Source organism: Pseudomonas sp. S3_A09, assembly GCF_054668065.1.
The window spans coordinates 2,193,665-2,217,744 of record NZ_CP162752.1 but is presented as its reverse complement, the minus strand read 5'-3'; the positions used below and the strand labels follow the sequence as shown (position 1 = coordinate 2,217,744).

The 24,080-nt window shown below is 61.8% G+C and carries 20 protein-coding genes and 1 pseudogene; 6 read left to right on the top strand and 15 right to left on the bottom strand.

Annotated features, from left to right (window positions below):
* Window positions 1-5 precede the first annotated feature (5 nt).
* Together AB4N92_RS10550 and AB4N92_RS10545 are read right to left on the bottom strand one after the other, a co-directional pair.
* Window positions 6-1,373 carry a DUF3482 domain-containing protein gene (locus AB4N92_RS10550; protein ID WP_236266803.1) on the bottom strand — a complete coding sequence of 456 codons (1,368 nt, stop codon included), beginning with the start codon at window positions 1,371-1,373 and terminating at the stop codon, window positions 6-8.
* A complete protein-coding gene (locus tag AB4N92_RS10545; protein WP_236266804.1) occupies window positions 1,366-2,736 on the bottom strand; it encodes a DUF2868 domain-containing protein in 1,371 nt (456 codons plus the stop codon). The genes AB4N92_RS10550 and AB4N92_RS10545 overlap by 8 nt, the downstream gene beginning before the upstream one ends.
* A 69-nt stretch (window positions 2,737-2,805) precedes the next feature.
* On the opposite strand from AB4N92_RS10545, the gene AB4N92_RS10540 reads away from it, so the two are divergent.
* Complete coding sequence (locus AB4N92_RS10540) at window positions 2,806-3,318, top strand: dihydrofolate reductase (protein ID WP_106119497.1); 513 nt, start codon at window positions 2,806-2,808, stop codon at window positions 3,316-3,318.
* Between the two features lie 95 nt (window positions 3,319-3,413).
* Here AB4N92_RS10540 and AB4N92_RS10535 read toward each other — a convergent pair whose 3' ends face one another.
* Window positions 3,414-4,805 carry an L-cystine transporter gene (locus tag AB4N92_RS10535; protein WP_069672937.1) on the bottom strand — a complete coding sequence of 464 codons (1,392 nt, stop codon included), beginning with the start codon at window positions 4,803-4,805 and terminating at the stop codon, window positions 3,414-3,416.
* A gap of 241 nt (window positions 4,806-5,046) precedes the next feature.
* Here AB4N92_RS10535 and AB4N92_RS10530 point away from each other — a divergent pair, with 241 nt between their 5' ends.
* Window positions 5,047-6,105, top strand: coding sequence for an HAD family hydrolase (locus AB4N92_RS10530; RefSeq protein ID WP_021492660.1), 1,059 nt, complete (start codon window positions 5,047-5,049; stop codon window positions 6,103-6,105).
* Between the two features lie 177 nt (window positions 6,106-6,282).
* Here the strand turns inward: AB4N92_RS10530 and ilvD are convergent, their stop codons facing one another.
* From ilvD to AB4N92_RS10515, 3 genes are all read right to left on the bottom strand, one after another.
* On the bottom strand, window positions 6,283-8,124 hold the full coding sequence (ilvD, locus tag AB4N92_RS10525) for a dihydroxy-acid dehydratase (RefSeq protein ID WP_010207273.1): 1,842 nt from the start codon (window positions 8,122-8,124) through the stop codon (window positions 6,283-6,285).
* 363 nt (window positions 8,125-8,487) lie between these two features.
* Window positions 8,488-9,687, bottom strand: coding sequence for an MFS transporter (locus tag AB4N92_RS10520; protein WP_236266805.1), 1,200 nt, complete (start codon window positions 9,685-9,687; stop codon window positions 8,488-8,490).
* 133 nt (window positions 9,688-9,820) lie between these two features.
* The gene (locus tag AB4N92_RS10515; protein ID WP_003195152.1) at window positions 9,821-11,017 is read right to left on the bottom strand and encodes a class I SAM-dependent rRNA methyltransferase; all 1,197 of its coding nucleotides are present in this window, start codon (window positions 11,015-11,017) and stop codon (window positions 9,821-9,823) included.
* Between the two features lie 293 nt (window positions 11,018-11,310).
* Between AB4N92_RS10515 and AB4N92_RS10510 the strand changes: the two genes are divergently transcribed.
* Window positions 11,311-12,123, top strand: coding sequence for an HDOD domain-containing protein (locus AB4N92_RS10510; RefSeq protein WP_198581779.1), 813 nt, complete (start codon window positions 11,311-11,313; stop codon window positions 12,121-12,123).
* 21 nt (window positions 12,124-12,144) lie between these two features.
* Entirely contained in the window at window positions 12,145-12,957 is an 813-nt protein-coding gene (gene mutM, locus AB4N92_RS10505) for a bifunctional DNA-formamidopyrimidine glycosylase/DNA-(apurinic or apyrimidinic site) lyase (RefSeq protein ID WP_010207270.1), read from the top strand.
* 133 nt (window positions 12,958-13,090) lie between these two features.
* Here the strand turns inward: mutM and AB4N92_RS10500 are convergent, their stop codons facing one another.
* From AB4N92_RS10500 to AB4N92_RS10480, 5 genes are all read right to left on the bottom strand, one after another.
* The gene (locus tag AB4N92_RS10500) at window positions 13,091-13,342 is read right to left on the bottom strand and encodes a YfhL family 4Fe-4S dicluster ferredoxin (protein WP_003195146.1); all 252 of its coding nucleotides are present in this window, start codon (window positions 13,340-13,342) and stop codon (window positions 13,091-13,093) included.
* Between the two features lie 103 nt (window positions 13,343-13,445).
* Window positions 13,446-13,925, bottom strand: coding sequence for a pantetheine-phosphate adenylyltransferase (gene coaD, locus AB4N92_RS10495; protein WP_003176711.1), 480 nt, complete (start codon window positions 13,923-13,925; stop codon window positions 13,446-13,448).
* A gap of 114 nt (window positions 13,926-14,039) precedes the next feature.
* Entirely contained in the window at window positions 14,040-15,635 is a 1,596-nt protein-coding gene (locus AB4N92_RS10490) for a GMC family oxidoreductase (protein WP_042571415.1), read from the bottom strand.
* 85 nt (window positions 15,636-15,720) lie between these two features.
* Window positions 15,721-16,266: a hypothetical protein gene (locus tag AB4N92_RS10485; RefSeq protein ID WP_010207265.1), complete on the bottom strand. Its 546-nt coding sequence runs from the start codon at window positions 16,264-16,266 to the stop codon at window positions 15,721-15,723.
* A gap of 28 nt (window positions 16,267-16,294) precedes the next feature.
* Window positions 16,295-17,722, bottom strand: coding sequence for a coniferyl aldehyde dehydrogenase (locus tag AB4N92_RS10480; RefSeq protein ID WP_042571416.1), 1,428 nt, complete (start codon window positions 17,720-17,722; stop codon window positions 16,295-16,297).
* A 146-nt stretch (window positions 17,723-17,868) separates the two neighbouring features.
* Between AB4N92_RS10480 and AB4N92_RS10475 the strand changes: the two are divergent.
* Window positions 17,869-18,539: pseudogene (locus AB4N92_RS10475) on the top strand (TetR/AcrR family transcriptional regulator).
* Between the two features lie 33 nt (window positions 18,540-18,572).
* Window positions 18,573-19,436, top strand: a complete 864-nt coding sequence (locus tag AB4N92_RS10470) for a sulfurtransferase (protein ID WP_198729467.1) — start codon at window positions 18,573-18,575, stop codon at window positions 19,434-19,436.
* A 29-nt stretch (window positions 19,437-19,465) separates the two neighbouring features.
* On the opposite strand, the gene AB4N92_RS10465 is transcribed toward AB4N92_RS10470, so the two are convergent.
* The 4 genes from AB4N92_RS10465 to AB4N92_RS10450 all read right to left on the bottom strand — a co-directional run bounded on the left by AB4N92_RS10465 (window position 19,466) and on the right by AB4N92_RS10450 (window position 23,979).
* The gene (locus tag AB4N92_RS10465; protein ID WP_236266806.1) at window positions 19,466-20,461 is read right to left on the bottom strand and encodes a hydrolase; all 996 of its coding nucleotides are present in this window, start codon (window positions 20,459-20,461) and stop codon (window positions 19,466-19,468) included.
* A 71-nt stretch (window positions 20,462-20,532) separates the two neighbouring features.
* Window positions 20,533-21,141: a 16S rRNA (guanine(966)-N(2))-methyltransferase RsmD gene (rsmD, locus tag AB4N92_RS10460; RefSeq protein WP_010207259.1), complete on the bottom strand. Its 609-nt coding sequence runs from the start codon at window positions 21,139-21,141 to the stop codon at window positions 20,533-20,535.
* A complete protein-coding gene (locus tag AB4N92_RS10455) occupies window positions 21,141-22,631 on the bottom strand; it encodes a M16 family metallopeptidase (protein ID WP_010207257.1) in 1,491 nt (496 codons plus the stop codon). The genes rsmD and AB4N92_RS10455 overlap by 1 nt, the downstream gene beginning before the upstream one ends.
* The gene (locus AB4N92_RS10450) at window positions 22,624-23,979 is read right to left on the bottom strand and encodes a M16 family metallopeptidase (RefSeq protein ID WP_010207255.1); all 1,356 of its coding nucleotides are present in this window, start codon (window positions 23,977-23,979) and stop codon (window positions 22,624-22,626) included. The genes AB4N92_RS10455 and AB4N92_RS10450 overlap by 8 nt, the downstream gene beginning before the upstream one ends.
* Window positions 23,980-24,080 lie beyond the last annotated feature (101 nt).

The window sequence follows — 24,080 nt, the reverse complement described above, 5'->3', positions numbered from 1 at the left end:
CCCGATCAGGTCTCATCAAGCCGAGCGGCCAGGGCTTCGACCTGATCCTGCCGTTCGGCCTGGCTCAACCTGGCGTGAGGGTTGAGGGACGACCATTGCGGGTGGGCGCGGGCTTTGTGCAGTGCGTCCGGCAACTTGCCTTCGCGCCACGTCTTGTCTTGGGGCGTGTCGACCTTGATGCTGTGCATCGCCGCATGGCCGCGCAGGTTAAGGGCCTTGAGCAGCTGTCGCTGACGCAGGGCGAGCAGGCGCAACACGCTGTCGTCGACGGTCAGTTCGCGCTGGCCTTTGATCTTGCCCAGCAACCGACTGCCATAGCTGCGGGCAGTTTGCAGCGCGCCACCGGCAATCGCGCCGGCCAGGGCGGCGGCGCCCAGGGTCAGGCCGCCGACCAGCAGATCCACCCCCGCGCCGGCCGCCGCGCCTGCGGCGATTCCACCGCCGACGCGCACGCCGAGTTGCTTGAGGGTTTCCGGGTTGAACAGGTCATCGCCCCACCGCCCGTCCAGCAGCGGCAAGTCACTGGCAGCGGCATCTTGCGGGCGGAAGCCGAACAGTTTGAGCAGCGCCTCCACGCATTTTTGTTCGCGTTGCCGCACGGCTTTACGCAGGTCGCCGATGGCTTGTTGCTCATCTTCAGTGACCACACTGCGGCGACAGGCGGCGCAGTCGATCAGCAACTCCGCGATCAGTCGCGCAGCGCTTTGCTGGCGGGTCTTGCGTTGAGCTTCCTGGTCAAGAATCAACCGCTCCAGCTGCGGCCGCGCGGTTTCCAGCAGCAGGGCGAGGCTTTCATACAGGCGCCGTTCGCCGTCTTCCGGCGGTGCCACGCTGTCGAATCGCACCAATGCGTGCAGGCCAAGGCGGGCGAGGGCTTCGCGCCAGTCCGGCTCGCGGTGGTCGCTGCTGCTGACGAAATTGAGCACGGGCAGCAACGGCTTGCCGCAACTGGCCAGTACCTGCAGCTCGTCGCGATACTTGGCCAACACCGGCTCGCGGGCGTCGATCACATAGAGGCCGGCGTCGGAGGCCAGCAGTTGGCGCAGCACCTTGGCTTCCTGTTCGAAACGCTGGCGGGCTTCGCTGCCTTCCAGGAAGCGCGCCAGGCGGGCCGGGCCGTCGAGGCGTTCGCCGGGGCGGTCCAGGCGCTCCAGGTAATCGAGCAGGGCGATGGCGTCTTCCAGGCCGGGCGTGTCGTACAGTTCCAGCAAGGCCTCGCCGTCCACCGACAGCCGCGCACCTTCCACATGCCGCGTGGTGCTGGGGCGATGGGAGACTTCGCCGAAACCCACGTCGCGTGTGAGCGTGCGCAGCAGCGAGGTCTTGCCGACATTGGTGTGGCCGACCACGGCGAGTTTCAGGGGCTTAGTCATGGCCAGTCTCCAACCAGTTCAACGGCGCGCAGTCGGCGAAAGGCAACTCAAGTTGCTGCAACGCGGTGTGCCAGTCACCCAGGCGCTCGGCGTCCAGCGCCTGGCCGGGCGGCGCTTGCAGCAGCCAGACGCGGGTGGCGGTGGCGCTGCGGGCAAGTTCGGCGATCAGCGCCAGGCTGCCGCGATCCGGCGAACGCCGTGGGTCGCAGGCGATAGCCAGGCGCGCGGGTGGGAAGCGTGTGAGTTGTTCCAGCAGTTTGTTGCGCGACTCTCGGCTGTCGAGGATGCCGGCGTTCTTCACGCTGGCGGGCAGTTTGGGGGGCCAGGGATGTTGGTCGTCCAGTTCGATGGCGACGAGCAGGGCGCCATCGCTTTCCAGTTCATTGACGCCGCCGCTGACGTGGTGCAGCTGTTCGGGCGCGGCATCGTTGACGCCAAGACGTTCGCTGCTCGGCATCAGGCGTTCGCGCAATTGGCTGTAGCCGGGCAGGTTGAGGTCCAGGCGCAGGGCGGCGCGCCCACGTTTCCAGCGCCACAGGCACAGCAGGGCGAGGATCAGGCGGGGCAGCAGGCCATAGACCAGCAACACACCCACCAGCCAGGCGGCCCAGGCTTGGCGGGCGCTTTCGATATTCAGGGCGGAGTCGCCGCTGGCGCGGATCATCTCGACGGTCGGCACGTTGAAGCCCAGCAGAGCGGGCAGCGTGCCGAGGGCCTGGGTCACAGCGACGAAAGTATCAGCGCCGAGAATGGTGGTTTCCCACACGAAGCCGTAGCGACGGGTGGCGAGCAGCGTAAGAAGAATCACCATGGCGCTGAGCAACGCCAGCAACCACAGGCTGTTGACCAGCACGCCCACGGCCCAGCGATTGAGCTTCTGCCGTTGCAGTAGCAGTAACAGTGCTGGGGCCAGTTGTGCGGCTTTGGCATCACGGGCGAGTTTCTCGCTGAGCCATAACCACAGTCGCCCAAGGCTGGCACTGTGTTCACCGGCAAACAGCAGGCCCAGGGCCCAACTGATCAACAGGATGAGATTCAACCCGAGCAGGCTGCCGAGAGCCCAGAACACGTTTACCGGGTTGATGCCGTTGCCCAATGCTGCAAACGCCAGCCCTGCGCCGCTGATCACGGCGACAATCGCCAGCAGCACCAGCGCCAGACGTGCGCCTTGCAACCAGCGGGTGAGGGCAATCGTGAGCCCATCGCGCTCGGCCAGGTGCAGGGCACGCTGTTGAATGCGCGTCGGCAGGTCGCCACCGGCCGTGCGGGCCAGGCGGTTGGCTTCCAGGTCTTCCAGCGGGCCCGCGTGTTCTTCGCGCAGGCGCACGGTTTCTGTCAGCCAAAGTGTGTGCAGAGGAGTCACGCGTTGTCCTGTTGTGTTTGTGAGCCTGGAGCATAACCTCTGACTCGGGGCTCTGGTATTCTCGTCGCCATGAAAAAAACTCTCCCTTTAAGCCTGATCGCAGCCCTCGGTGAAAACCGTGTGATCGGCGTCGACAACAGCATGCCCTGGCACTTGCCGGGGGATTTCAAATATTTCAAGGCCACCACCTTGGGCAAGCCGATCATCATGGGGCGCAAGACCTGGGATTCCTTGGGCCGACCGCTGCCGGGACGCTTGAACCTTGTGGTTAGCCGTCAGACCGATCTGGTGCTGGAAGGTGCGGAAGTTTTTCCGTCACTGGACGCGGCAGTAGAGCGCGCTGAGGAATGGGCCAAGGCGCAAGGCGCTGACGAGCTGATGTTGATCGGCGGTGCGCAGTTGTATGCGCAGGGGCTGGAGCAGGCGGATCGCCTGTATTTGACGCGTGTGGCGTTGAGCCCGGAAGGGGATGCTTGGTTTCCGGAGTTTGATGTGGGCCAGTGGAAGCTGGTGTCCAATCTGGAGAATGCGGCGCAAGGGGATAAGCCGGCGTACAACTTCGAGGTCTGGGAGAAAGCCTAAGAGCTTCGCGAGCAAGCCCGCTCCCCCATTTGACCGAGTTCCAACATGAGAATGCGGTCAAAAGGGGGAGCGGGCTTGCTCGCGAATACGGCCTATCAGGCCTGCGCCAATTCGGCATGCTCATCCGCATCCAGCAACGCCTTATCCGTCTGGCCCATGACCTGGCTGGTGATCGCACCCGCCGTCATCGAACCATTCACGTTCAGCGCCGTACGGCCCATGTCGATCAGCGGCTCTACGGAAATCAGCAGCGCCACCAGTGACACCGGCAAGCCCATGGCCGGCAGTACGATCAACGCGGCGAAGGTCGCACCGCCGCCCACGCCGGCGACGCCTGCGGAACTCAAGGTCACAATCGCCACCAGGGTCGCGATCCACAACGGGTCCAGCGGGTTGATGCCTACGGTCGGCGCGACCATCACCGCCAACATCGCAGGGTAGAGGCCGGCGCAGCCGTTCTGGCCAATGGTCGCGCCAAACGACGCGGCGAAACCGGCGATGGATTGCGGGATACCCAGGCGACGGGTCTGCGCTTCGATGCTCAGCGGGATCGCCGCCGCGCTGGAGCGGCTGGTGAAGGCGAAGGTCAGCACCGGCCACACCTTGCGGAAGAAGCGCAGCGGGTTGATCCCGGCCAAGGACAGCAGCAGGCCGTGCACCACAAACATCAGGCCCAGGGCCAGGTACGACACCACCACAAAACTGCCGAGCTTGATGATGTCCTGCAAGTTGGAACCGGCCACTACTTTGGTCATCAGTGCCAATACGCCGTAAGGCGTGAGCTTCATCACCAAGCGCACCAGGCGCATCACCCAGGCTTGCAGGGTGTCGATGGCGTTGAGGACTTTCTGGCCTTTTTCCACGTCATCCTTGAGCAGTTGCAGTGCGGCAACCCCCAGGAAGGCGGCGAAGATCACCACGCTGATGATCGAGGTTGGCTTGGCCCGGGCCAGGTCGGCGAACGGGTTGGCCGGCACGAACGACAGCAGCAGTTGCGGGATATTCAGGTCGGCGACCTTGCCTGCGTAATCACTCTGGATCACTTGCAGGCGCGCCATTTCCTGGGTGCCGGCTACCAGGCCTTCCGCGGTGAGGCCGAACAGGTTGGTCAGACCGATACCGATCAGCGCCGCAATGGCCGTGGTGAACAGCAAGGTACCGATGGTCAGGAAGCTGATCTTGCCCAGGGACGATGCGTTGTGAAGACGCGCCACTGCACTCAGGATCGAGGCAAATACCAGCGGGATCACGATCATTTGCAGCAGTTGCACATAGCCGTTACCGACCAGGTCGAACCAGCCGATGGAGGCCCTGAGCACCGGGTTACCGTCGCCGTAGATCGTGTGCAAGACAGTGCCGAACACCACGCCAAGTACGAGGGCACATAACACCTTCTTGGCGAGGCTCCAGGTTGTGCGACGGGTTTGTGCCAGGCCCAGCAGCAGGGCTACGAACACCAATAAGTTGAGAATCAGGGGCAGATTCATTGAAGCTCCGTTCAGAAGGCAGCCAATCGCGTGAGCCTGCGATTGCGAACCGAAAATCCTAACAGCTTGAAATATAATGATTTAATACCGATATGGAATGGTGACCGTCGTTTTTGGAATAAGCATTTGACGCTCAGGCACATGCCGTTGGCGCTATCACGACGCAAGCGGTCGCGCTCGGGCGGTAACTGTCACAGGGATTTGTTAGCGTCGATGTTTTTAACTCAGGGAGAAAACGCATATGAAGCTTGCTTCGAGATTGTTTGCCGCAGCGCTGTGTCTGGGCCTTGCCGGACAAACCATGGCCGCCACCGAGTTGAAACACTGGCCGGCCCCGGCCGCCGAGCAACTGAGCAAAATGATCACCGCCAACGCCAACAAGGGTAATTACGCGGTGTTTGACATGGACAACACCAGCTACCGCTACGACCTTGAAGAATCCCTGCTGCCCTACATGGAAAACAAGGGCTTGATCACCCGTGACAGCCTTGATCCGTCGCTCAAGCTTATGCCGTTCAAAGACACCGCCGACCATAAGGAAAGTCTGTTCAGTTACTACTATCGCCTCTGCGAAGTGGACGACATGGTCTGCTACCCGTGGGTCGCTCAGGTGTTCTCGGGCTTCACCCTCAAGGAACTCAAGGTGCAGGTCGATGAGCTGATGGCCTCCGGCAAACCCGTGCCCGTCAGCTATTTCGAAGGCGACGTGGTGAAGAAGTCTGAGGTGCAACCGCCGAAAGTCTTCACCGGCCAGGCAGAGTTGTACAACAAGCTGATGGAAAACGGCATCGAGGTGTATGTAATGACCGCCGCTTCGGAAGAGCTGGTGCGCATGGTCGCTGCCGATCCGAAGTACGGCTACAACGTCAAACCCGAGAACGTCATCGGCGTGACCACCCTGCTCAAGGACCGCAAGACCGGCGAGCTGACCACCGCGCGCAAACAGATCACGGCCGGCAAGTATGACGAGAAGGCCAACCTCGGCCTGGAACTCACCCCTTACCTGTGGACCCCGGCGACCTGGATGGCCGGCAAGCACGCGGCGATCCTCACCTACATCGACGAGTGGAAAAAACCGGTATTGGTAGGTGGCGACACGCCGACCAGCGATGGCTACATGCTGTTCCACGATGTGGACGTGGCCAAGGGCGGCATCCACCTGTGGATCAACCGCAAGGACAAATACATGACCCAACTGAATGGCATGATCGCCAAGCATGCGGCGGCGCAGGCCAAGGAAGGGTTGCCGGTGACGGCGGACAAGAATTGGGTGATCGTCAAGCCGGAGGAGATTCAGTAACACAATCAGTGTGGGAGCTGGCTTGCCTGCGATTGCATCGACGCGGTGTATCAGGCATAGCGAGGTGTCAGCATCGCAGGCAAGCCAGCTCCCACTGTTGATCTCCTTTGTTTGGGAAGATTATCTCCAGGCAAAAAAATGCCCCGCACATGGCGGGGCATTTTTTTTGGGCGAAGCTTACAGACCGTCGAGCATCGCTTTGTTACGCACTGCGCCTTTGTCGGCACTGGTGGCCAGCAGGGCGTAAGCCTTCAACGCCGTGGTGACTTTACGCGGACGCTTCTCCACCGGTTTCCAGCCTTTCTTGTCCTGCTCGACCCGGCGTGCGGCCAGTTCTTCATCGCTGATCAACAGGTTGATCGAACGGTTTGGAATGTCGATCAGTACCTTGTCGCCATCCTGCACCAGACCAATGGCGCCACCCGCAGCGGCTTCCGGCGAAGCGTGGCCGATGGACAGGCCTGAGGTGCCGCCGGAGAAACGACCGTCGGTCAGCAGCGCGCAGGCTTTGCCCAGGCCTTTGGATTTCAGGTAGGAGGTCGGGTACAGCATCTCCTGCATACCCGGGCCGCCTTTCGGGCCTTCGTAGCGGATGATCACGATGTCGCCGGCTTTCACTTCGTCAGCGAGGATGCCGCGTACGGCGCTGTCCTGGCTTTCGAAGATCTTCGCGTTGCCTTCGAACACGTGGATGGATTCATCCACACCGGCGGTTTTCACCACGCAGCCGTCGAGCGCGATGTTGCCGTACAGCACGGCCAGGCCGCCTTCTTTCGAATAGGCGTGCTCGACACTGCGGATGCAGCCGTTTTCACGGTCGTCGTCCAGCGTGTCCCAGCGGGTGGACTGGCTGAACGCCGTTTGCGTCGGGATACCGGCTGGGCCAGCCTTGAAGAAGGTGTGCACGGCTTCGTCGTCGGTCTGGGTGATGTCCCACTTGGCGATGCCTTCGGCGATGGACTTGCTGTGCACGGTCGGCAGGTCGGTGTGCAGCAGGCCGCCGCGGGCCAGCGAGCCGAGGATCGAGAAGATCCCGCCGGCGCGATGCACGTCTTCCATGTGGTACTTCTGGATGTTCGGCGCGACTTTGCACAGTTGCGGCACGTGGCGGGACAGGCGGTCGATGTCGCGCAGGTCGAATTCGATCTCGGCTTCCTGGGCGGCGGCCAGCAAGTGCAGGATGGTGTTGGTGGAACCGCCCATGGCGATGTCCAGGGTCATGGCGTTTTCGAACGCCTTGAAGTTGGCGATGTTGCGCGGCAACACCGACTCATCGTTCTCGCCGTAGTAACGCTTGCACAGCTCGACAATGGTACGGCCGGCCTGCAGGAACAGCTGCTCGCGGTCGCTGTGGGTGGCAAGGGTCGAACCGTTGCCCGGCAAGGCCAGGCCCAGGGCTTCCACCAGGCAGTTCATCGAGTTGGCGGTGAACATGCCGGAGCACGAACCACAGGTAGGGCAAGCGCTGCGCTCGTATTCCGCGACTTTCTCGTCAGAAGCGCTGGAATCGGCGGCGATGACCATGGCGTCGACCAGGTCGAGGCCGTGGGACGCGAGCTTGGTCTTGCCGGCTTCCATCGGGCCGCCGGAGACGAAGATCACCGGGATGTTCAGGCGCAGGGCGGCCATCAGCATGCCAGGTGTGATCTTGTCGCAGTTGGAGATGCACACGATGGCGTCGGCGCAGTGGGCGTTGACCATGTATTCCACGGAGTCGGCGATGATCTCGCGGCTCGGCAGGGAATACAGCATGCCGTCATGGCCCATGGCGATGCCGTCGTCCACGGCGATGGTGTTGAATTCTTTTGCTACGCCGCCAGCGCGTTCGATCTCGCGGGCGACCAGTTGGCCCAGGTCCTTGAGGTGGACGTGGCCCGGTACGAACTGGGTGAACGAGTTGGCAATCGCGATGATCGGCTTCTTGAAGTCGTCATCTTTCATCCCCGTGGCACGCCACAGTGCGCGGGCGCCGGCCATGTTGCGGCCGTGGGTGGATGTTTTCGAGCGGTAATCTGGCATGGAGCACTCCGGGCGGCTAATCACTTATTAATCAGGTGCAAAGGGGAGTGAGCTTCTAATTGACGACTGGAACACTCGAAAAATGGCCGTGTGTCCGGAAGTTGCCACTCGCGTCGCGGGATCGCCGCGTGCTTGGGCCTCGAGCTCATAAACCCGCCGGGGGATGACTGGCGATGAATAAGGCCGATTCTACACCGCTGGCGGCTGGAGGGAATGGCCGGAACCGTGAAGATAGCGGCTACAGGACGTGTGGGAGATCCACAACCCACTGTAGGAGCCGGGTCGCCGGCGATAGCGGTGGGTCAGGCGTTGATGCAGCGCCAGGCATAACGCCATCGCCGGCAAGCTGGCTCCTACAGTCGGTTAGCGTCCAGTTCTGGCATTGGTCAGCCAGCCCCACAGGCTAAAGACGATGAAGCTCAGGGCGATGGTGATCAATAGGTTGGACCCGGTCTGCGCCAGGGCGGCACTGCTGATGGCGGCGGTCAGGAACATGATGCTGTTGCCCGCCGAGGCAGCAGTACCCGCACTGCTTGAGAACAGCAGCATTGCCGCAGAAATCGCCGCCGGACGAACCAGGGTCACTGCCAGCGCGCTTATCAGCATCGGGATGAGCAACGTCACTGGGGTGATGGCATCCAGGCTGACGATCAGTGTTAACAGCACGCCCGCGACGAGCAGAAGTCCCAGGCCGATATTGATTTGCCGGGACAGCGAAATCCGCTTTTGCAGGTACGAGGCCGCAACGCCACCAAGCAAGTAGGCCACGCCATATACCATCAACACCAACGCGTACTGGTATTCGGAGAGCTTCAGCGTGTCCATGAAAATCAGCGGTGTCACGCTGATCAAGGCGAAGTAGCAGGCGAATACCAGTGCGGCGATCCACCAGTAGCGCAGGAAGTCGCGATTACGGGCGACGGCTTTCAGCGTGCCGATGATCGACACCGGCGTGCGGTGTGGGCTGGCGGATTTGGACGGTAGGATGCAGAGGGCATGGATCAACATGCCCAGTGCCATTACGGCGAACCCATAAAAGCTGCCTTGCCAGTCGAAGGTGGTTTGCAGCCAGGAGCCGATCAACGGCGACAGCGCAACGAATGAACCGCTCAGGGTCAAGTAGTAAAGGCGCACGCGAGCGCGGTCTTGCTCCTCGAACAGGTCTTCCACCAGTGCGTGGCCCAATACGAAGAACCCGCAACCCATGGCCTGGACACTGCGAAACAGCAGGAAGGTCAGGTAGTCCGTCGCCAGTGCGCAACCGATGGCACCCAGGATCGACAGCGTGATGCACCCGAGCAGGACTTCCTTGCGCCCCCATTTGTCCGACAGCGGGCCGGTGACCAGTTGAGAAATGGAAAAGACCAGGGTGAACAGGCTGATGGACAGCGCGACCTCGGCGGTGGGCGTATCGAACCTTTCAGCCAAGGCAGGGAAGGAGGGCAGCAGGATATTGATCGGGAAAAAACTGATCAGGGAGATGCAGGTGATGAGGATGAAGCGGGAGAGTTGTTGGCGTTTTATCTCGCCACTGAGCGGGGGCGAGTAGGTGGACTCAGACATTGTTTTTGTTTTCCGGAGTAATTCCAGAAACCGATACTAGTCTGCGAACAATGGAATTCAACCAATAACGCCATGAAGCCTGCAAATCCCCTGTAGGAGCCGGCAAGCCGGCTCCTACAGGGGGCGGTGTTAGTTAGCTGTTTGGCAACAACCGGCAAGTAATGCTCTTGATGTAACGCGTCTCTGCAATCGCCGGGTGCACCGGGTGATCCGGGCCCTGACCGCCGCGTTCGAGCATCTGGATATTGCGGTCCAGGTGACGGGCGCTGGTCAGCAGGATGTTTTGCAGGTCGTCTTCCGGCAGGTGCATGGAGCACGACGCGCTGACCAGGATGCCGTCCTTGCTGAGCAGGCGCATGGCTTGCTCGTTCAGGCGGCGGTAGGCGCCTTCGCCATTTTTCATGTCTTTCTTGCGTTTGATGAAGGCCGGTGGGTCAGCGACGATCACGTCGAAGCGTTCTTCGCTGGCTTTCAGTTCTTTCAACGCTTCAAAGACGTCGCCTTCGATGCAGGTCATTTTCTCGGCAAAGCCGTTCAGTGCGGCATTGCGCTCCACGCCGTCGAGGGCGAAGGCGGAGGCGTCGACGCAGAACACTTCGCTGGCGCCGAAGGCCGCGGCTTGCACGCCCCAGCCGCCGATGTAGCTGTACAGGTCCAGCACGCGTTTGCCTTTGGCATACGGGGCCAGGCGCGCGCGGTTCATGCGGTGGTCGTAGAACCAGCCGGTCTTCTGGCCCTGGATCACCGGGGCTTCGAATTTCACGCCGTTTTCTTCCAGCGCGACCCACTCCGGTACCAGGCCGAACACGGTTTCGACGTAGCGGTTGAGGCCTTCGGCGTCGCGCGCGGCGGAGTCGTTCTTGAACAGGATGCCGCTCGGCTTGAGCACTTGGGTCAGTGCAGCAATCACGTCTTCTTTATGGGCTTCCATGGTCGCCGAGGCGATCTGCACCACCAGGATGTCGCCGAAACGGTCGACCACCAGGCCCGGCAGCAGGTCGGAGTCGCCGTAGACCAGGCGGTAGAACGGCTTGTCGAACAGGCGGTCACGCAGGGACAGGGCGACGTTCAGGCGGTGCACCAGCAGCGACTTGTCCAGCGGCAACTTGATGTCGCGCGACAGCAGGCGGGCGCAGATCAGGTTGTTCGGGCTCATGGCCACGATGCCCAGGGTCTTGCCGCCGGCCGCTTCGAGGATGGCCTGGTCGCCCGCCTGGAAGCCGTGGAGTGGGGTGGCGGCCACGTCGATTTCGTTGCTGTAGACCCACAGGTGGCCGTTGCGCAAACGACGATCGGCGTTGGCTTTGAGACGCAGGCTTGGCAGGGACATGACGTCGCTCCGGAAAAAAGAGCGGGAGTATACCTTGTTGTATAGGACTCTGTGACGCCGCCGGACATGTGGGAGCTGGCTTGCCTGCGATGGCATCACCTCGGTATGACCGCTATATCGAGGCGCCTGCATCGCAGGCAAGCCAGCGCCCACATTTGGTCCGGTTCCCATCGGTTTTTGAGGTGTCAGTCAGGTTCCTATAGAGGTTAGAATCCCCGCCTAGCCCAGAGTGTGTACTTATGTCCCAAGAGCTTTCCGCCGAACAGATCCAACAGGCCCTGCAAGGCATCAGCGTGCCGCCCCAACCGCAAATCATGGTGGATTTGCAGATGGAGCAGTACATGCCCGACCCGGACCTGGAAGTGATCGCGCGGTTGATCTCTCAAGACCCGGGCCTGTCCGGTGCACTGCTGAAGATCGTCAACTCGTCGTATTTCGGCCTGAGCAACAAGATCGCCTCGATCCAGCGTGCGGTGAACCTGCTGGGCAGCCGTTCGATCATCAACCTGATCAACGCGCTGTCGATCAAGGGCGAAATGAGCGACGACACCATCGTTACCCTCAACCGCTTCTGGGACACCGCTCAGGATGTGGCGATGACCTGCCTCACCCTGGCCAAGCGTACCGGCGCCCAGGCGGTGGACGAAGCCTATGCCCTGGGCCTGTTCCACGATTGCGGCGTGCCGCTGATGCTTAAGCGTTTCCCCAGTTACATGTCGGTACTGGAGCAGGCTTATGCCAATGCCGGCCCCGACAGCCGCGTGGTCGACACCGAAAACAACGCGTTCAACACCAACCATGCCGTGGTCGGCTACTACACCGCCAAGTCCTGGCGTCTGCCGGAGCATGTGACCGACGCCATCGCCAATCACCACAACGCCTTGGCGGTGTTCAGCGATGAGTCATCGCGCAATTCGCAACTGAAAAACCTGCTGGCGATCCTGAAGATGGCCGAGCATATCTGCTCGTCCTATCGGGTGCTGGGCAACCAGGCGGTGGACCATGAGTGGAATGCCATCGGCCATTTGGTGCTGGACTACGTGGGCCTGTCGGACTACGACTTCGAAAGCATGAAGTTGTCGATCCGCGAACTGGGTGCCCACTGACCCTTTCTTCACGAGGTACACATGCCCGAGTTACCCGAAGTCGAAACCACCCGGCGTGGAATCGCGCCGCACCTGGAAGGCCAGCGGGTCAGCCGCGTGGTGGTGCGTGAACGGCGCTTGCGCTGGCCGATCCCGGAAGACCTCGATGTGCGCCTGTCCGGGCAGCGCATCGTGCTGGTGGAGCGGCGGGCCAAGTACCTGCTGATCAATGCCGAAGTGGGCACCTTGATCAGCCACTTGGGCATGTCCGGCAACTTGCGCCTGGTGGAGGTCGGCATGCCGGCGGCCAAGCATGAGCATGTGGATATCGAATTGGAGTCGGGCCTGGCCCTGCGCTACACCGACCCTCGGCGTTTCGGCGCGATGCTCTGGAGCCAGGACCCGCACAACCACGAACTGCTGATCCGCCTGGGGCCCGAGCCGCTGACTGACCTGTTTGACGGCGAGCGCCTGTTCCAACTGTCCCGTGGCAAGTCGATGGCGGTGAAGCCCTTCATTATGGATAACGCGGTGGTGGTGGGCGTGGGCAATATCTATGCGACGGAAGCGCTGTTTGCGGCAGGGATTGATCCGCGTCGGGCCGCTGGCGGCATTTCGCGCGGGCGTTACTTGAAGCTGGCCATAGAGATCAAACGTGTGCTGGCTGCTGCCATCGAGCGCGGCGGTACCACGTTGCGTGACTTTATCGGCGGCGACGGGCAGCCGGGGTATTTCCAGCAGGAACTGTTCGTCTATGGCCGGGGCGGTGAGGCGTGCAAAGTGTGCGGGAGCGAATTGCGCAATGTGGTGCTGGGGCAGCGGGCGAGTGTGTTTTGCCCTAAGTGCCAGCGCTGATTGATGAGTGATGGCTGATGCAGCCTTCGCGAGCAAGCCCGCTCCCACATTGACCGAGTTTCTTCAGGTTGAATGCGGTCAAGTGTGGGTGCTGGCTTGCCTGCGATGGGGCACCAACAGGTACTGAAAAAGCTCAAGCCTTACCGGTAATCTTCCGGTACTTCTCCATTAACTGCTCTTCCGTCTCCGGATGGGCTTCATCCAGCGGAATGCAATCCACCGGGCACACCTGCTGGCACTGAGGTTCGTCATAGTGGCCGACACACTGGGTGCACAGGTTAGGGTCGATCACGTAGATCTCTTCGCCTTGGGAAATCGCGGCGTTCGGGCACTCGGGTTCGCAGACGTCGCAGTTGATGCAATCGTCGGTGATGATCAAGGACATGGAAACTCCTGCCGCGGCAGTCAGCCAAGGCATCTGAAAAACTAATGCGCGCAATTGTGCCGCATTGGCGCCCGCAGTGCGAGCAGGCGCCGATTCAGCGGTCTTACTTCTTGAAGCGCAGGGTCAGCGCATCGGCCACGGCCGGGTGCACGAACTTGGTGATATCTCCGCCCAAAGCGGCAATTTCACGGACTAACGTCGAGGAAATGAACGAATAACGCTCCGACGGCGTGAGGAAAAGGCTTTCCACATCCGGCGCCAGTTGGCGGTTCATGTTGGCCAACTGGAACTCGTATTCGAAGTCCGACACCGCACGCAGGCCGCGCAGGAACACATTGGCGTTCTGCTCTTTGGCAAAATGCGCCAGCAGCGTCGAAAAGCCCACCACTTCCACGTTGGGCAGGTGCTTGGTGACCTCGCGCGCCAGCTCCACGCGCTGTTCCAGGGGAAACAGCGGGTTTTTCTTGGGGCTGGCTGCGACCGCGATGATCACATGGTCGAACAAGCGTGAGGCACGTTCGACCAGATCGCCATGGCCTTTGGTAATCGGGTCGAAGGTTCCTGGGTACAACACTCGGTTCATCGCGTCGTCCTGGCGGAGTCCGTTGGGGAACCGGATGGTATCGCAGCCATCCCGGTCGGGAAAGTCAACTTATGCAGAAGAAAGCACTATAGACATGACGAATACCGTGTTTTTTCACGCTGTTTTCAGACGTTCGGCCAATGCTGTCGCCAGTTGGGCGGTCAAACCGTACACCGATAATTGTGGGTTGGCCCCAATACTGGTGGGGAATAAAGAGCCGTCATGGATCGACAGGTTGCGCAGTTGGTGATGGCGCCCGAGGCTGTCGGCCACTGCGTTTTTCGGGTCTTCACCCATGGCGCAACCGCCCATCACATGAGCGCTGCCCAGGCAGGTGCGGTGCAACTCCAGGTTCAGGTCGTCAATCATCGTGCGAGCTTCGCCGAGGGTTTTGACGTAGCGCGCATCGTGATGCAGCGGCTTGACCGACTTGGCGCCGGCCGCGAACTGGATCTCGGCCATGCTGTGGAACGCACGGCGCAAGCCATCCCAGGCGTAGGCCGACACCTGGTAGTCGAGCACCGGCGTGCCATCGCCGCGCAACTCCACACTGCCGCCCGGGCTGTCGGGGTGGAAGCCGTCGCGCAGGAGCGCCAGCATCGCGTGGGTGTTGGGCAACTGACTCATGTCCAGGGCGTTCTGGGCGCCATAGCCGCCGAGCAGGGTGCTGGCCAACGCCGGGTGCAAAGGCGGTGCCTCCAGCTTGTATGACATTTTGCCAGTGGTGCCGTCCTGCCACTGGAAGTGATCGGAATAGATCGATTGCGGCGCGCCGTAGAACGGATTGATCACCTCGTCGAACAACCCGGCGGAGAAATTCACCAGGTGCAGGAAGGTGCGTTTGCCCAGCCGCGTATGCGGGTCAGGCGCGTCCGAGCGCATCAGCAGCGCCGGGCTGTTGATGCCGCCGCCGGAGAGCACGTAGTGCTTGGCCTTCACGGTGATCTTGCGGCCAGTCGGCGCCACGCACAGGCTATCCATGGCCACACATTCCAGGCTGCTAATCGTGTCACCGCTGTAGACGAGCCGTTCGGCGCGTGCCAGGTAGAGCAGTTCGCCACCCTTTTCCAGGGTGGATGGAATCGTGGTCACCAGCATCGATTGCTTGGCATTGACCGGGCAACCCATACCGCAATACCCCAGGTTGAAGCAGCCGCGCACGTTACGAGGGATGACATGCCAGCTGTAACCGAGCTGTTCGCATCCTTTGCGGATTACGTCGTTGTTGGGGTTGGGCGGCAGAGCCCAGGGCGCGATGCCCAGGCGTTGCTCCATTTTTTCAAACCATGGCGCCATCTCGGCGCTGCTATGGCCCTTCACCGCGTATTCGCTGGCCCAGTGGCTGAGGGTGGCGTCCGGCGTACGGAAGCTCGACGTCCAGTTGATCAGCGTCGTGCCGCCTACCGCGCGACCTTGCAGGATCGTGATCGCGCCATCCTTGCTCATGCGGCCGATGCCTTCCTGATAGAGGCTGGTGTAGGCCTCGTCTTCCAGCAGCTTGAAGTCGCTGCTGGTCTTGAGCGGGCCTTCTTCGATCAGCAGCACCTTGTAACCGGCGGCACTGAGGATTTCGGCGGTGGTGCCGCCACCGGCGCCGCTGCCGATGATCACGACGTCGGCTTCCAAGGTCAGGTCGTTGTCGAGGGTGGCGCCATTGTGGGTTTTCCAGCCACGGGCCATGCCGTCGCGGAACAGATCAGGTACGGGCATAGGAATGCACTCTTATTTTTGTACGGAGTTGCGGTCAATGTGGGAGCTGGCAAGCCAGCTCCCACATTTGATTGGGTTATCAAGGCTAAATCTTCGGCGGGCCTGGATAACCGCAGTGCGCCCATGACGTCGGCTGGAAGTACCAGGCCATGATCACCAGCTTGAGCAGCGAGCCCTGGCCCATGCGCAGCAGGTTCAGGTAGCTGTTTTCCCAACGGTGCAGGAAGTTGCGGATCTGCTCGCTGCTGGCGTTTTCCCAACTGCCCCAGATCCCGGTCAAGGGCCCACGGGTGATGGCCATGCCCAACACGTCGAACAGTTGCTGGGTGAGCTTGAACATCTCTGGCGACAGATGCTGCAGGCTGAAGTCGAGTTTTTTGAGGGTGCCCTCAATGCCGCTCGCAACCGCCTGGGCGCTGGCCACGCCTTCCAGCAACACAGGGATCACCGCGCGCAGGAACGGCAGATCACTGCTACGCAACATCACGAAACCGCTGGCCGGCGTGCTGCTGGAACAACCCGTGAGACTGGCGCCCAGCCCGGCGGTAGCCAGGAAGGCGCTGGCACACAGGCCGATTTTCAGGACGCCGCGCCGCGTCAACGCGGGTGAATCAGTCAGGCTAGGGTTCATTGTTGTTGTTATCCCGTGAGTGGCGGTTTCAGCGGATGAACAGCTTTTGGATCAACGTCTGGATCGATTTTCCGTAGGGCGGGTAGATCAACTTCGCTGCGTTCAGGCGCTGTTTCACCAGCACACCCTTGGCTTTGCTGAACGTGAGGAAGCCTTCATGGCCGTGGTAGTGGCCCATGCCCGACGGGCCGATACCGCCAAACGGCATGTCGTCCTGGGCCACGTGCAGCAGGGTGTCGTTCAGGCACACACCGCCGGAATGGGTTTCGTGAAGCACGCGGTTTTGCTCGCCCTTGTTGTAGCCGAAGTAATACAGGGCCAGCGGGCGAGGGCGCTGGTTGATGTAGGCAAAGGCCTGGTCGATGCCGCGATACGGCACGATCGGCAGCACCGGGCCGAAGATTTCGTCCTGCATCACGGTCATGTCATCGCTGACGTTCAACAATAGGCTGTGGGCCATGCGCCGCGCCTGGCCTTGGTCGTACAGTGGAATCAAGGTGGCGCCTTTGTCGGTGGCGTCCTTGACGTAGGCATTGAGTCGCGCGAGCTGTCGCTCGTTAATGATGGCGGTGTAGTCCGGGTTGTCGGCCAGGGTCGGATAAAACCCGCGAACGGCCTGGGTGTAGGCCTCGACAAATCCCTCGACGCGATCTTCCGGCACCAGCACGTAGTCCGGGGCCACGCAAGTTTGGCCGGCGTTCAGCGCTTTACCGAAGGCGATGCGCTCGGCGGCGTCCTTGAGCGGTACATCGGCGGACACAATGGCGGGCGACTTCCCGCCCAGTTCCAGCGTGACCGGCGTAAGGTGTTCGGCCGCCGCACGCATCACATGCTTGCCAATGCTGGTGGCCCCGGTAAACAACAAGTGATCGAAGGGCAACTTGGAGAACGCCATGCCGACTTCGGCCTCACCCAGCACCACGCACACCAGGTCCTCGGGGAAGATCTTCGCCAGCAGCGCCTTGAGCAGCTCGCCGGTGGCAGGCGTGGATTCGCTCAGCTTGAGCATCACCCGGTTACCCGCCGCCAATGCGCCGACCAACGGACCGATGGCCAGGTACAGCGGGTAGTTCCAGGGCACGATCACACCGACCACGCCCAAGGGTTGATAGATGACTTTGGCTGACGCGGGCTGGAAGGCAATGCCTACGGCGCGGCGGGAAGGTTTCATCCAGCCCTTGAGGTGTTTGCTGGCATAGTGAATGCCATGCAGGCTGGGCATCAGTTCGGCGAACAGGGTTTCGTCAGCGCTGCGGTGGCTGAAATCCTGGCTGATCGCATTGATCAGCGCCTGGCGCTCGTCGCTGAGCAGGTCACGCAGGGCCTTGAGCCATTGCTGGCGCTGTGCGGCTGGCGGCATCGGGTTGGCGGCGTAGGCATGGCGTTGGGTGTCGAACAGCGCCTGGAGCTGGTCCAGCACCTGGGTATCTTGCAGATAGGCAACGTTGGCAGACATGGCGGCGTTCCCGATTGTTATAGGTCTGCCTGGATTTTTAGAGTCATTACTCTAAATTGTCAAATGTCATTACGCCCAGATGCGGATTTATCCCTGTAAGAATAGGCCGTAAGATGCCCCATCACGTGTACAGAAGCTGATCCCCTATGGCACCACGAGTAAAGACCAGCGAGCGCATTGTGCAAACCAGCCTGGAGCTTTTTAACCAGCAGGGCGAGCGCAGTGTGAGCACCAACCACATTGCCGCCCATATGGAAATTTCGCCGGGCAACCTGTACTACCACTTCCCCAACAAGCAGGCGATCATCGCCGTGCTGTTCCGCGAATACGAAGCACTGGTGGACAGTTTCCTGCGCCCGCCCCAAGGTCGCGCCGTCACCGTCGAAGACAAACGTTTCTACCTGCAGGCCGTGTTGGCCGGCATGTGGCGCTACCGTTTCCTGCACCGCGACCTCGAACACTTGCTGGAAAGCGACCCGGAGCTGGCGACCGGCTATCGGCGCTTCTCCCAGCGCTGCCTGACCCAGGGGGCGCTATTTACCAAGGGTTTGTCGACGCCGGCATCCTCAATATGGACCCGGTGCAAACCGAAGCCCTGACCCTCAATGCCTGGATCATCCTCACCTCCTGGGTGCGTTTCTTGTGCACCACCAACGAAAACTCTGCCCACTTGAGTGCTGAGGCGATCAAACGCGGGGTCTATCAGGTGTTGGTGCTGGAGGCTGGGTTTGTCACGCCTCAGGCCAAGGACGCCGTGGATGCATTATTCAAAGAGTTTTACGTGCCGTTGAATCAGGCATTGGAAGAAGTGAAGTAGGACCTTTCCCGAATCTGTTCATAGGAGTCCGTCATGCCGCTTGCCCAATTGATCAGCCCCCAGCAACTGGCCGAGCGCCAGAAGGCCGCCTCGGTGGTGATCCTGGATTGCCGCTTTGCCCTGGAAGACCCGGACTACGGGCGTTGCAGCTATGCCGAAGGGCATATCGAGGGCGCGCAATACGCCGACCTGAACCGACACCTCAGTGGCCCGGTGATCAAGGGCGTGACCGGGCGTCATCCATTGCCGGCGGCAGAGACGTTGGTTCAGCAATTGCGGGCGTGGGGCATCAGCGCTGACACCGATATCGTGTTGTATGACGACGGCCCCGGCGCCTATGCCGCCCGCGCCTGGTGGCTGCTGGCCTGGCTGGGTAAGCGTGACGGTGTGTTTATCCTGGATGGCGGCCTCAAGGCCTGGCACGGCGCAGGTTTCCCACTGAGTCTGGACGCGCCGCTGGTGGCGCCTGGGACATTCGCCGGTACGCCGGACAACCGACTGTTGCTGGACGCCGAACAGCTGGAAAAACGCTTGGGCCAGCCGGAACTGACACTGATCGATGCCCGCGCTCAACCACGCTTTCGCGGTGACGTGGAGCCCATCGACCCCGTCGCAGGGCATATCCCTGGCGCACAATGTGCGGCGTTCAATGAAAACCTGGACACCGACGGCCGCTTCCTGCCGGCTGCACAGCTCAAGCAGCGCTTCGCTGCCCAATTGCAGGGACGCTCGCCGGACGAGCTGGTGGCGTATTGCGGTTCGGGCGTGACGGCGTGCCACAACCTGTTTGCCCTGAGCCTGGCGGGTTACCCGTTGGGCAAGTTGTACGCAGGGTCGTGGAGCGAATGGATTACCGATCCAAAGCGCGAAATCGCTACAGGCGACTCAGTCAGTTGAGATGTAAACCCAAGCCAGCGCCCACAGGGTTAACCGTGTTGTGCCAGCAGCCATTGAGGAATGCGCCGCTCCAGGTAGTAACCCGGGCGTTTCAGGGTGCCATCGACAAATCCGACATGCCCACCCTTGGCCAGTAGCTCAAGCTCCGTGCACGCCGACAGTTCGCTCGCTTCAGGTAGGCTGTGGGCGAACACAAAGGGGTCATCGGCGGCCTGGATGATCAGGCTTGGGGTGCGGATATCGCCCAGGTAATAGCGGCTCGATGCACGGCGGTAATAGTCCTCGGCACTCAGAAACCCGTGCAGAGGCGCGGTGACCCGGCCGTCGAAATCCCAGAACGTGCGCATCTTTTCCAGTGGGCCCAGGTCTTCCAATGCCTTGAGCCCGTCTGTCCGGCCGTCCAGCAGGAAACGGCTCTGCTTGACGCGGATATACGCCAGCATTTCACGCATGAAATGCTTTTGATAAACCCGCGAAAAGCCCAGGCCGATGCGATCCGCACACTGGTCCAGACGAAACGGCACCGACACCGCCGCCGCGCCTTGCAGCCCTGATGCCGAGCCGGTTTCGCCCAAATGCTTGAGCAGCACATTGCCGCCCAGTGAATAACCCACGGCATACAACGGCGCCAACGGCCGTTTGGCCCGCAGATGGGCAATCGCCGCCGCCAGGTCTTCGCTGGCACCCGAGTGATAGCTGCGCGCCAACAGATTCGGTTCGCCCGAACAACCACGCCAATTCAATGCAGCGCTGGCCCAGCCTTGCGCGGCCAGGGCTTTCTGCAGGCCGGCCACGTAGGGCGAGTTGGAGGAACCGGTCAGCCCGTGCAGCACCAGCACCAACGGCGCTTGCGCGTCGTGGGGGCCATGCCAGTCGAGGTCCAGGAAGTCGCCGTCTTCCAGCCACAGGCGTTCGCGTTGGCGTTCGATATGAGTAGTGGGGCGCCACAGCGGCCCCCACAGCGTTTGCAAGTGGGGGTTGCCGAGGCCGAAGGCGGGGGTGAATGTGTTAGCGCAAGGGTTCATGCCGATCTCTGTAATGAGCGGTGCGACGATTCGACAAGCCCGCTCACCACAAAAGCTCGCTCGCCCGGAGGTCAGGCGGCGCTGCGGTGCCACAGCGCGTAGTACACCCGCCCGGATTTCTGTTCCCGGTGCAGGCGCCACGCTGCCGGCAGGCCCAGGGTAGAGGGCGCGGTCTCGCTTTCAGTGTAGATCCACGCATCCGGTGCCAGCCACTGACGTTCTTCCAGCAGTGCGCACACGGTTGGCAGCAGGTTCTGGTTGAACGGCGGGTCGAGGAACACCACGTCGTATTCGCTGGCCGGCTGGGTTTCCAGGTAGCGCAGGGCGTCGGCGGTCTGGACCTGACCGGTGGTGCAGCGCAGCGTGCCCAAGTGTTCCTTGAGGCTGGAGACCGCCACGTTGCTGGCGTCCAGCGCCTGGCCCAGGGCGGCCCCACGGGACAGTGCCTCCAGGAACAGCGCGCCGCTGCCGGCGAAGGGGTCGAGCACCTTGGCCCCGGCAATGTACGGCGCGAGCCAGTTGAACAGGGTTTCACGCACACGGTCCGGCGTCGGGCGCAGGCCCACCACGTCGGGGAAGCTCAGCTTGCGGCTGCGCCATTCGCCGCCAATGATGCGCAGCTGGCCCACACCGTTATGCACGTTGTGGACGGGTTTTTTCGGGCGAGATGAACTGGCCATTAATGCTCCGGAACCCCGAGCGGCTGCTCGGCGATTTTGTCAGTGGGGGGCGGTAGTGGCTTTTGCGCAATCGTCGGGCCGGCGGTCACGATGACCATCTTGTCGGCGCTCAAGTGTTTGTTCATTGCAGCCTTGACCTGCTCTACGGTCAGGGCCTGGGATTGTTTCATGAAATCTTCCAGATAGGTCAGCGGCAGGTTATAGAAACCCATGGCACCCAGCTGCCCGGCGATATCGGCGTTGCTCGCGGTCGACAGCGGGAAGCTGCCGGCCAGTTCGCGCTTGGCGTCATCGAGTTCCTTTTGCGTCGGGCCGGTCTTGAGGTAGTCGGCTACCACGTCCTCCACCAGGCGCAGGGTGCCGCCGCTCATTTCTGCACGGGTTTGCAGGTTGATCATGAACGGGCCACGCACCTGCATCGGCGAGAAGCCGGAGTACACACCGTAGGTCAGGCCGCGTTTCTCGCGCACTTCGCTCATCAAGCGGGTGCCGAAACCACCGCCGCCGAGGATCTGGTTGCCCAGGGACAGGGCTGCATAGTCCGGGTCGGCACGGTCGATCCCCAGTTGGGCGAACAGCAGGTGAGTCTGCTTGGAGGGGAATTCGATGCGGTTCAGACCCGGCTTGGGGTCGGTCGGCTGGGCGATTTTCGGCAACGCCGGGCCTTTAGGCAGCGAGGCGGAAATCTTGCCCGTCATGGCTTCGGCCTCGGCGCGGGTCAGGTCACCCACCACCGCGATCACTGCGTTGCCGGCCGCATAGGCCTTGGCGTGAAACGCCTGCAACTGTGCCAGGGTGATCTTCGGAACGCTCTGCGGCGTACCTTCGCTCGGGTGCGCGTAAGGGTGGTCGCCGTACAGCCGCTTGAACAACTCAAGGCTCGCCAGCTTGCCGGGGTTCTGTTTCTGGTACTCGAAGCCGGCGAGGATCTGGTTCTTGATCCGCGCCAGAGAGTCGGCCGGGAAGGTCGGCTTGCCGATTACCTGGTCAAACAGGGTAAGGGCTGCGTCACGTTTATCGCTGGCGCTGAGGCTGCGCAGGGACACCAGCGCCATGTCGCGATAAGCGCCATTGCCAAAATCTGCGCCCAGGCCTTCGAAGTCACGGGCGATCTGGCTTACATCCTTGCCCGGCACGCCTTCGTTGAGCATGGCGTTGGTCATCAGCGCCAGGCCCGGCACGTTGCCATCCTGGCTGCTGCCGGCGGCGAACAGGATGCGCACGTCGAACATCGGCAGTTCATGGGCTTCCACGAACAGCACCTTGGCGCCTTCGGCGGTGGTCCAGGTTTGCACGTCGAGCTTGCGGTTGGTCGGTGCCTTGTCGTCCAGTTCCGCCAGCGATTGCAGCGTGTTGCTCGATTGGGCTTTTTCCAGCGCGGGGCTGGCGACGGAGTCGCTCGGACGCAGGAAATACACGGCACTGGCGGCGATCAGGGTGACAACGATCAGGCCGGGGAAGATCAGGCGGCTGCTTTTGCGATCACTCATGAGCGGTCTCCAGAGGCAAGACATGGGCGACGCTGAGACGTTCGCGGATGAAATAGGTACGCGCGGCTTTCTGGATATCTTCCGGGGTCACGCTTTGCAGGTCGGCAAGCTCCGTGTCCATCAGCTTCCAGGACAGGCCGACGGTCTCCAGGGAGCCAATGGCCGTAGCCTGGCTGGTAATGGAGTCACGCTGGTAGACCAGGCCGGCAATGACCTGGGCGCGGATACGTTCCAGTTCTTCAGCGGTCGGAGGCTTAGCCTTCAGTTCTTCCAGAAGGCGCCACAGGCCGGCTTCAGCTTGGGCGACGGTCTTTTTCTTCTGCTGATTGGGGGTGGCGGTCAACATGAACAGGGTGTCGCCACGGGTGTAGGCGTCGTAGTTGGTGGAGGCCGCGGAGACCAGCTCTTCACCGCGCTCCAACTGTTCGGAGATCCGTGCGCTGTAGCCGCCGTCCAGCAAGGCCGAGATCAGGCGCAGGGCCTGTACCGAGCGTTTGTCTTCGGCGGTGGCCAGGCCTGGCACGTTGAAGCCCAGGATCACGCTGGGCAGTTGGGTCTGCACCTTCATGGTCAGCAGGCGCTCGCCAGGCTCGGCCAATTCCATCGGGATCTTGGCCGGTGGCACGTCACGCTTGGGGATCGGGCCGAAGTAGCGCTGGGCCAGGTTCTTCACCTCGTCTGGGGTGACGTCGCCGACCACCACCAACGTGGCATTGTTCGGCACGTACCAGGATTGGTACCAGTGGCGCAGTTCTTCGACCTTCATGCGGTCCAGGTCGGCCATCCAGCCGATGGTCGGCGTGTGGTAGCCGCTGGCCGGGAATGCCATGGCCTTGAAGCGCTCGTAGGCTTTGGACATCGGGTTATCGTCGGTGCGCAGGCGGCGCTCCTCCTTGATTACCTCGATTTCGCGACTGAATTCGTCGGCCGGCAGGCGCAGGCTGGCCATGCGGTCGGCTTCCAGCTCGAAGGCGACGCCCAGGCGGTCACGGGCCAGTACCTGGTAGTAGGCGGTGTAGTCGTCGCTGGTGAAGGCGTTCTCTTCGGCACCCAGGTCGCGCAGGATCAGCGAGGCTTCGCCAGGGCCGACCTTGGCGCTGCCCTTGAACATCATGTGTTCCAGGGCGTGGGACAAACCCGTCTGGCCCGGGGTTTCGTAGCTCGAACCCACCTTGTACCAGACCTGGGAAACCACCACAGGCGCGCGATGATCTTCGCGCACGACCACCTTCAGGCCGTTATCCAGGGTGAATTCATGGGTGGGTTGTGGGTCGGCAGCCAAGGCTGAAAGAGGCAGACAAACTGTGCTGAACAGCAGGCCTGCGGCGCAGCGGGCTAGAGCATTCATTCGTTTTTAAACCTGTTGGGCTGCCCGCTTGGTCTTAGCGTCGGCGGGCGAGGAGGTGCTAGGATACTGATCCGACTTAGGGACGGCCACTGCGGCTGTCC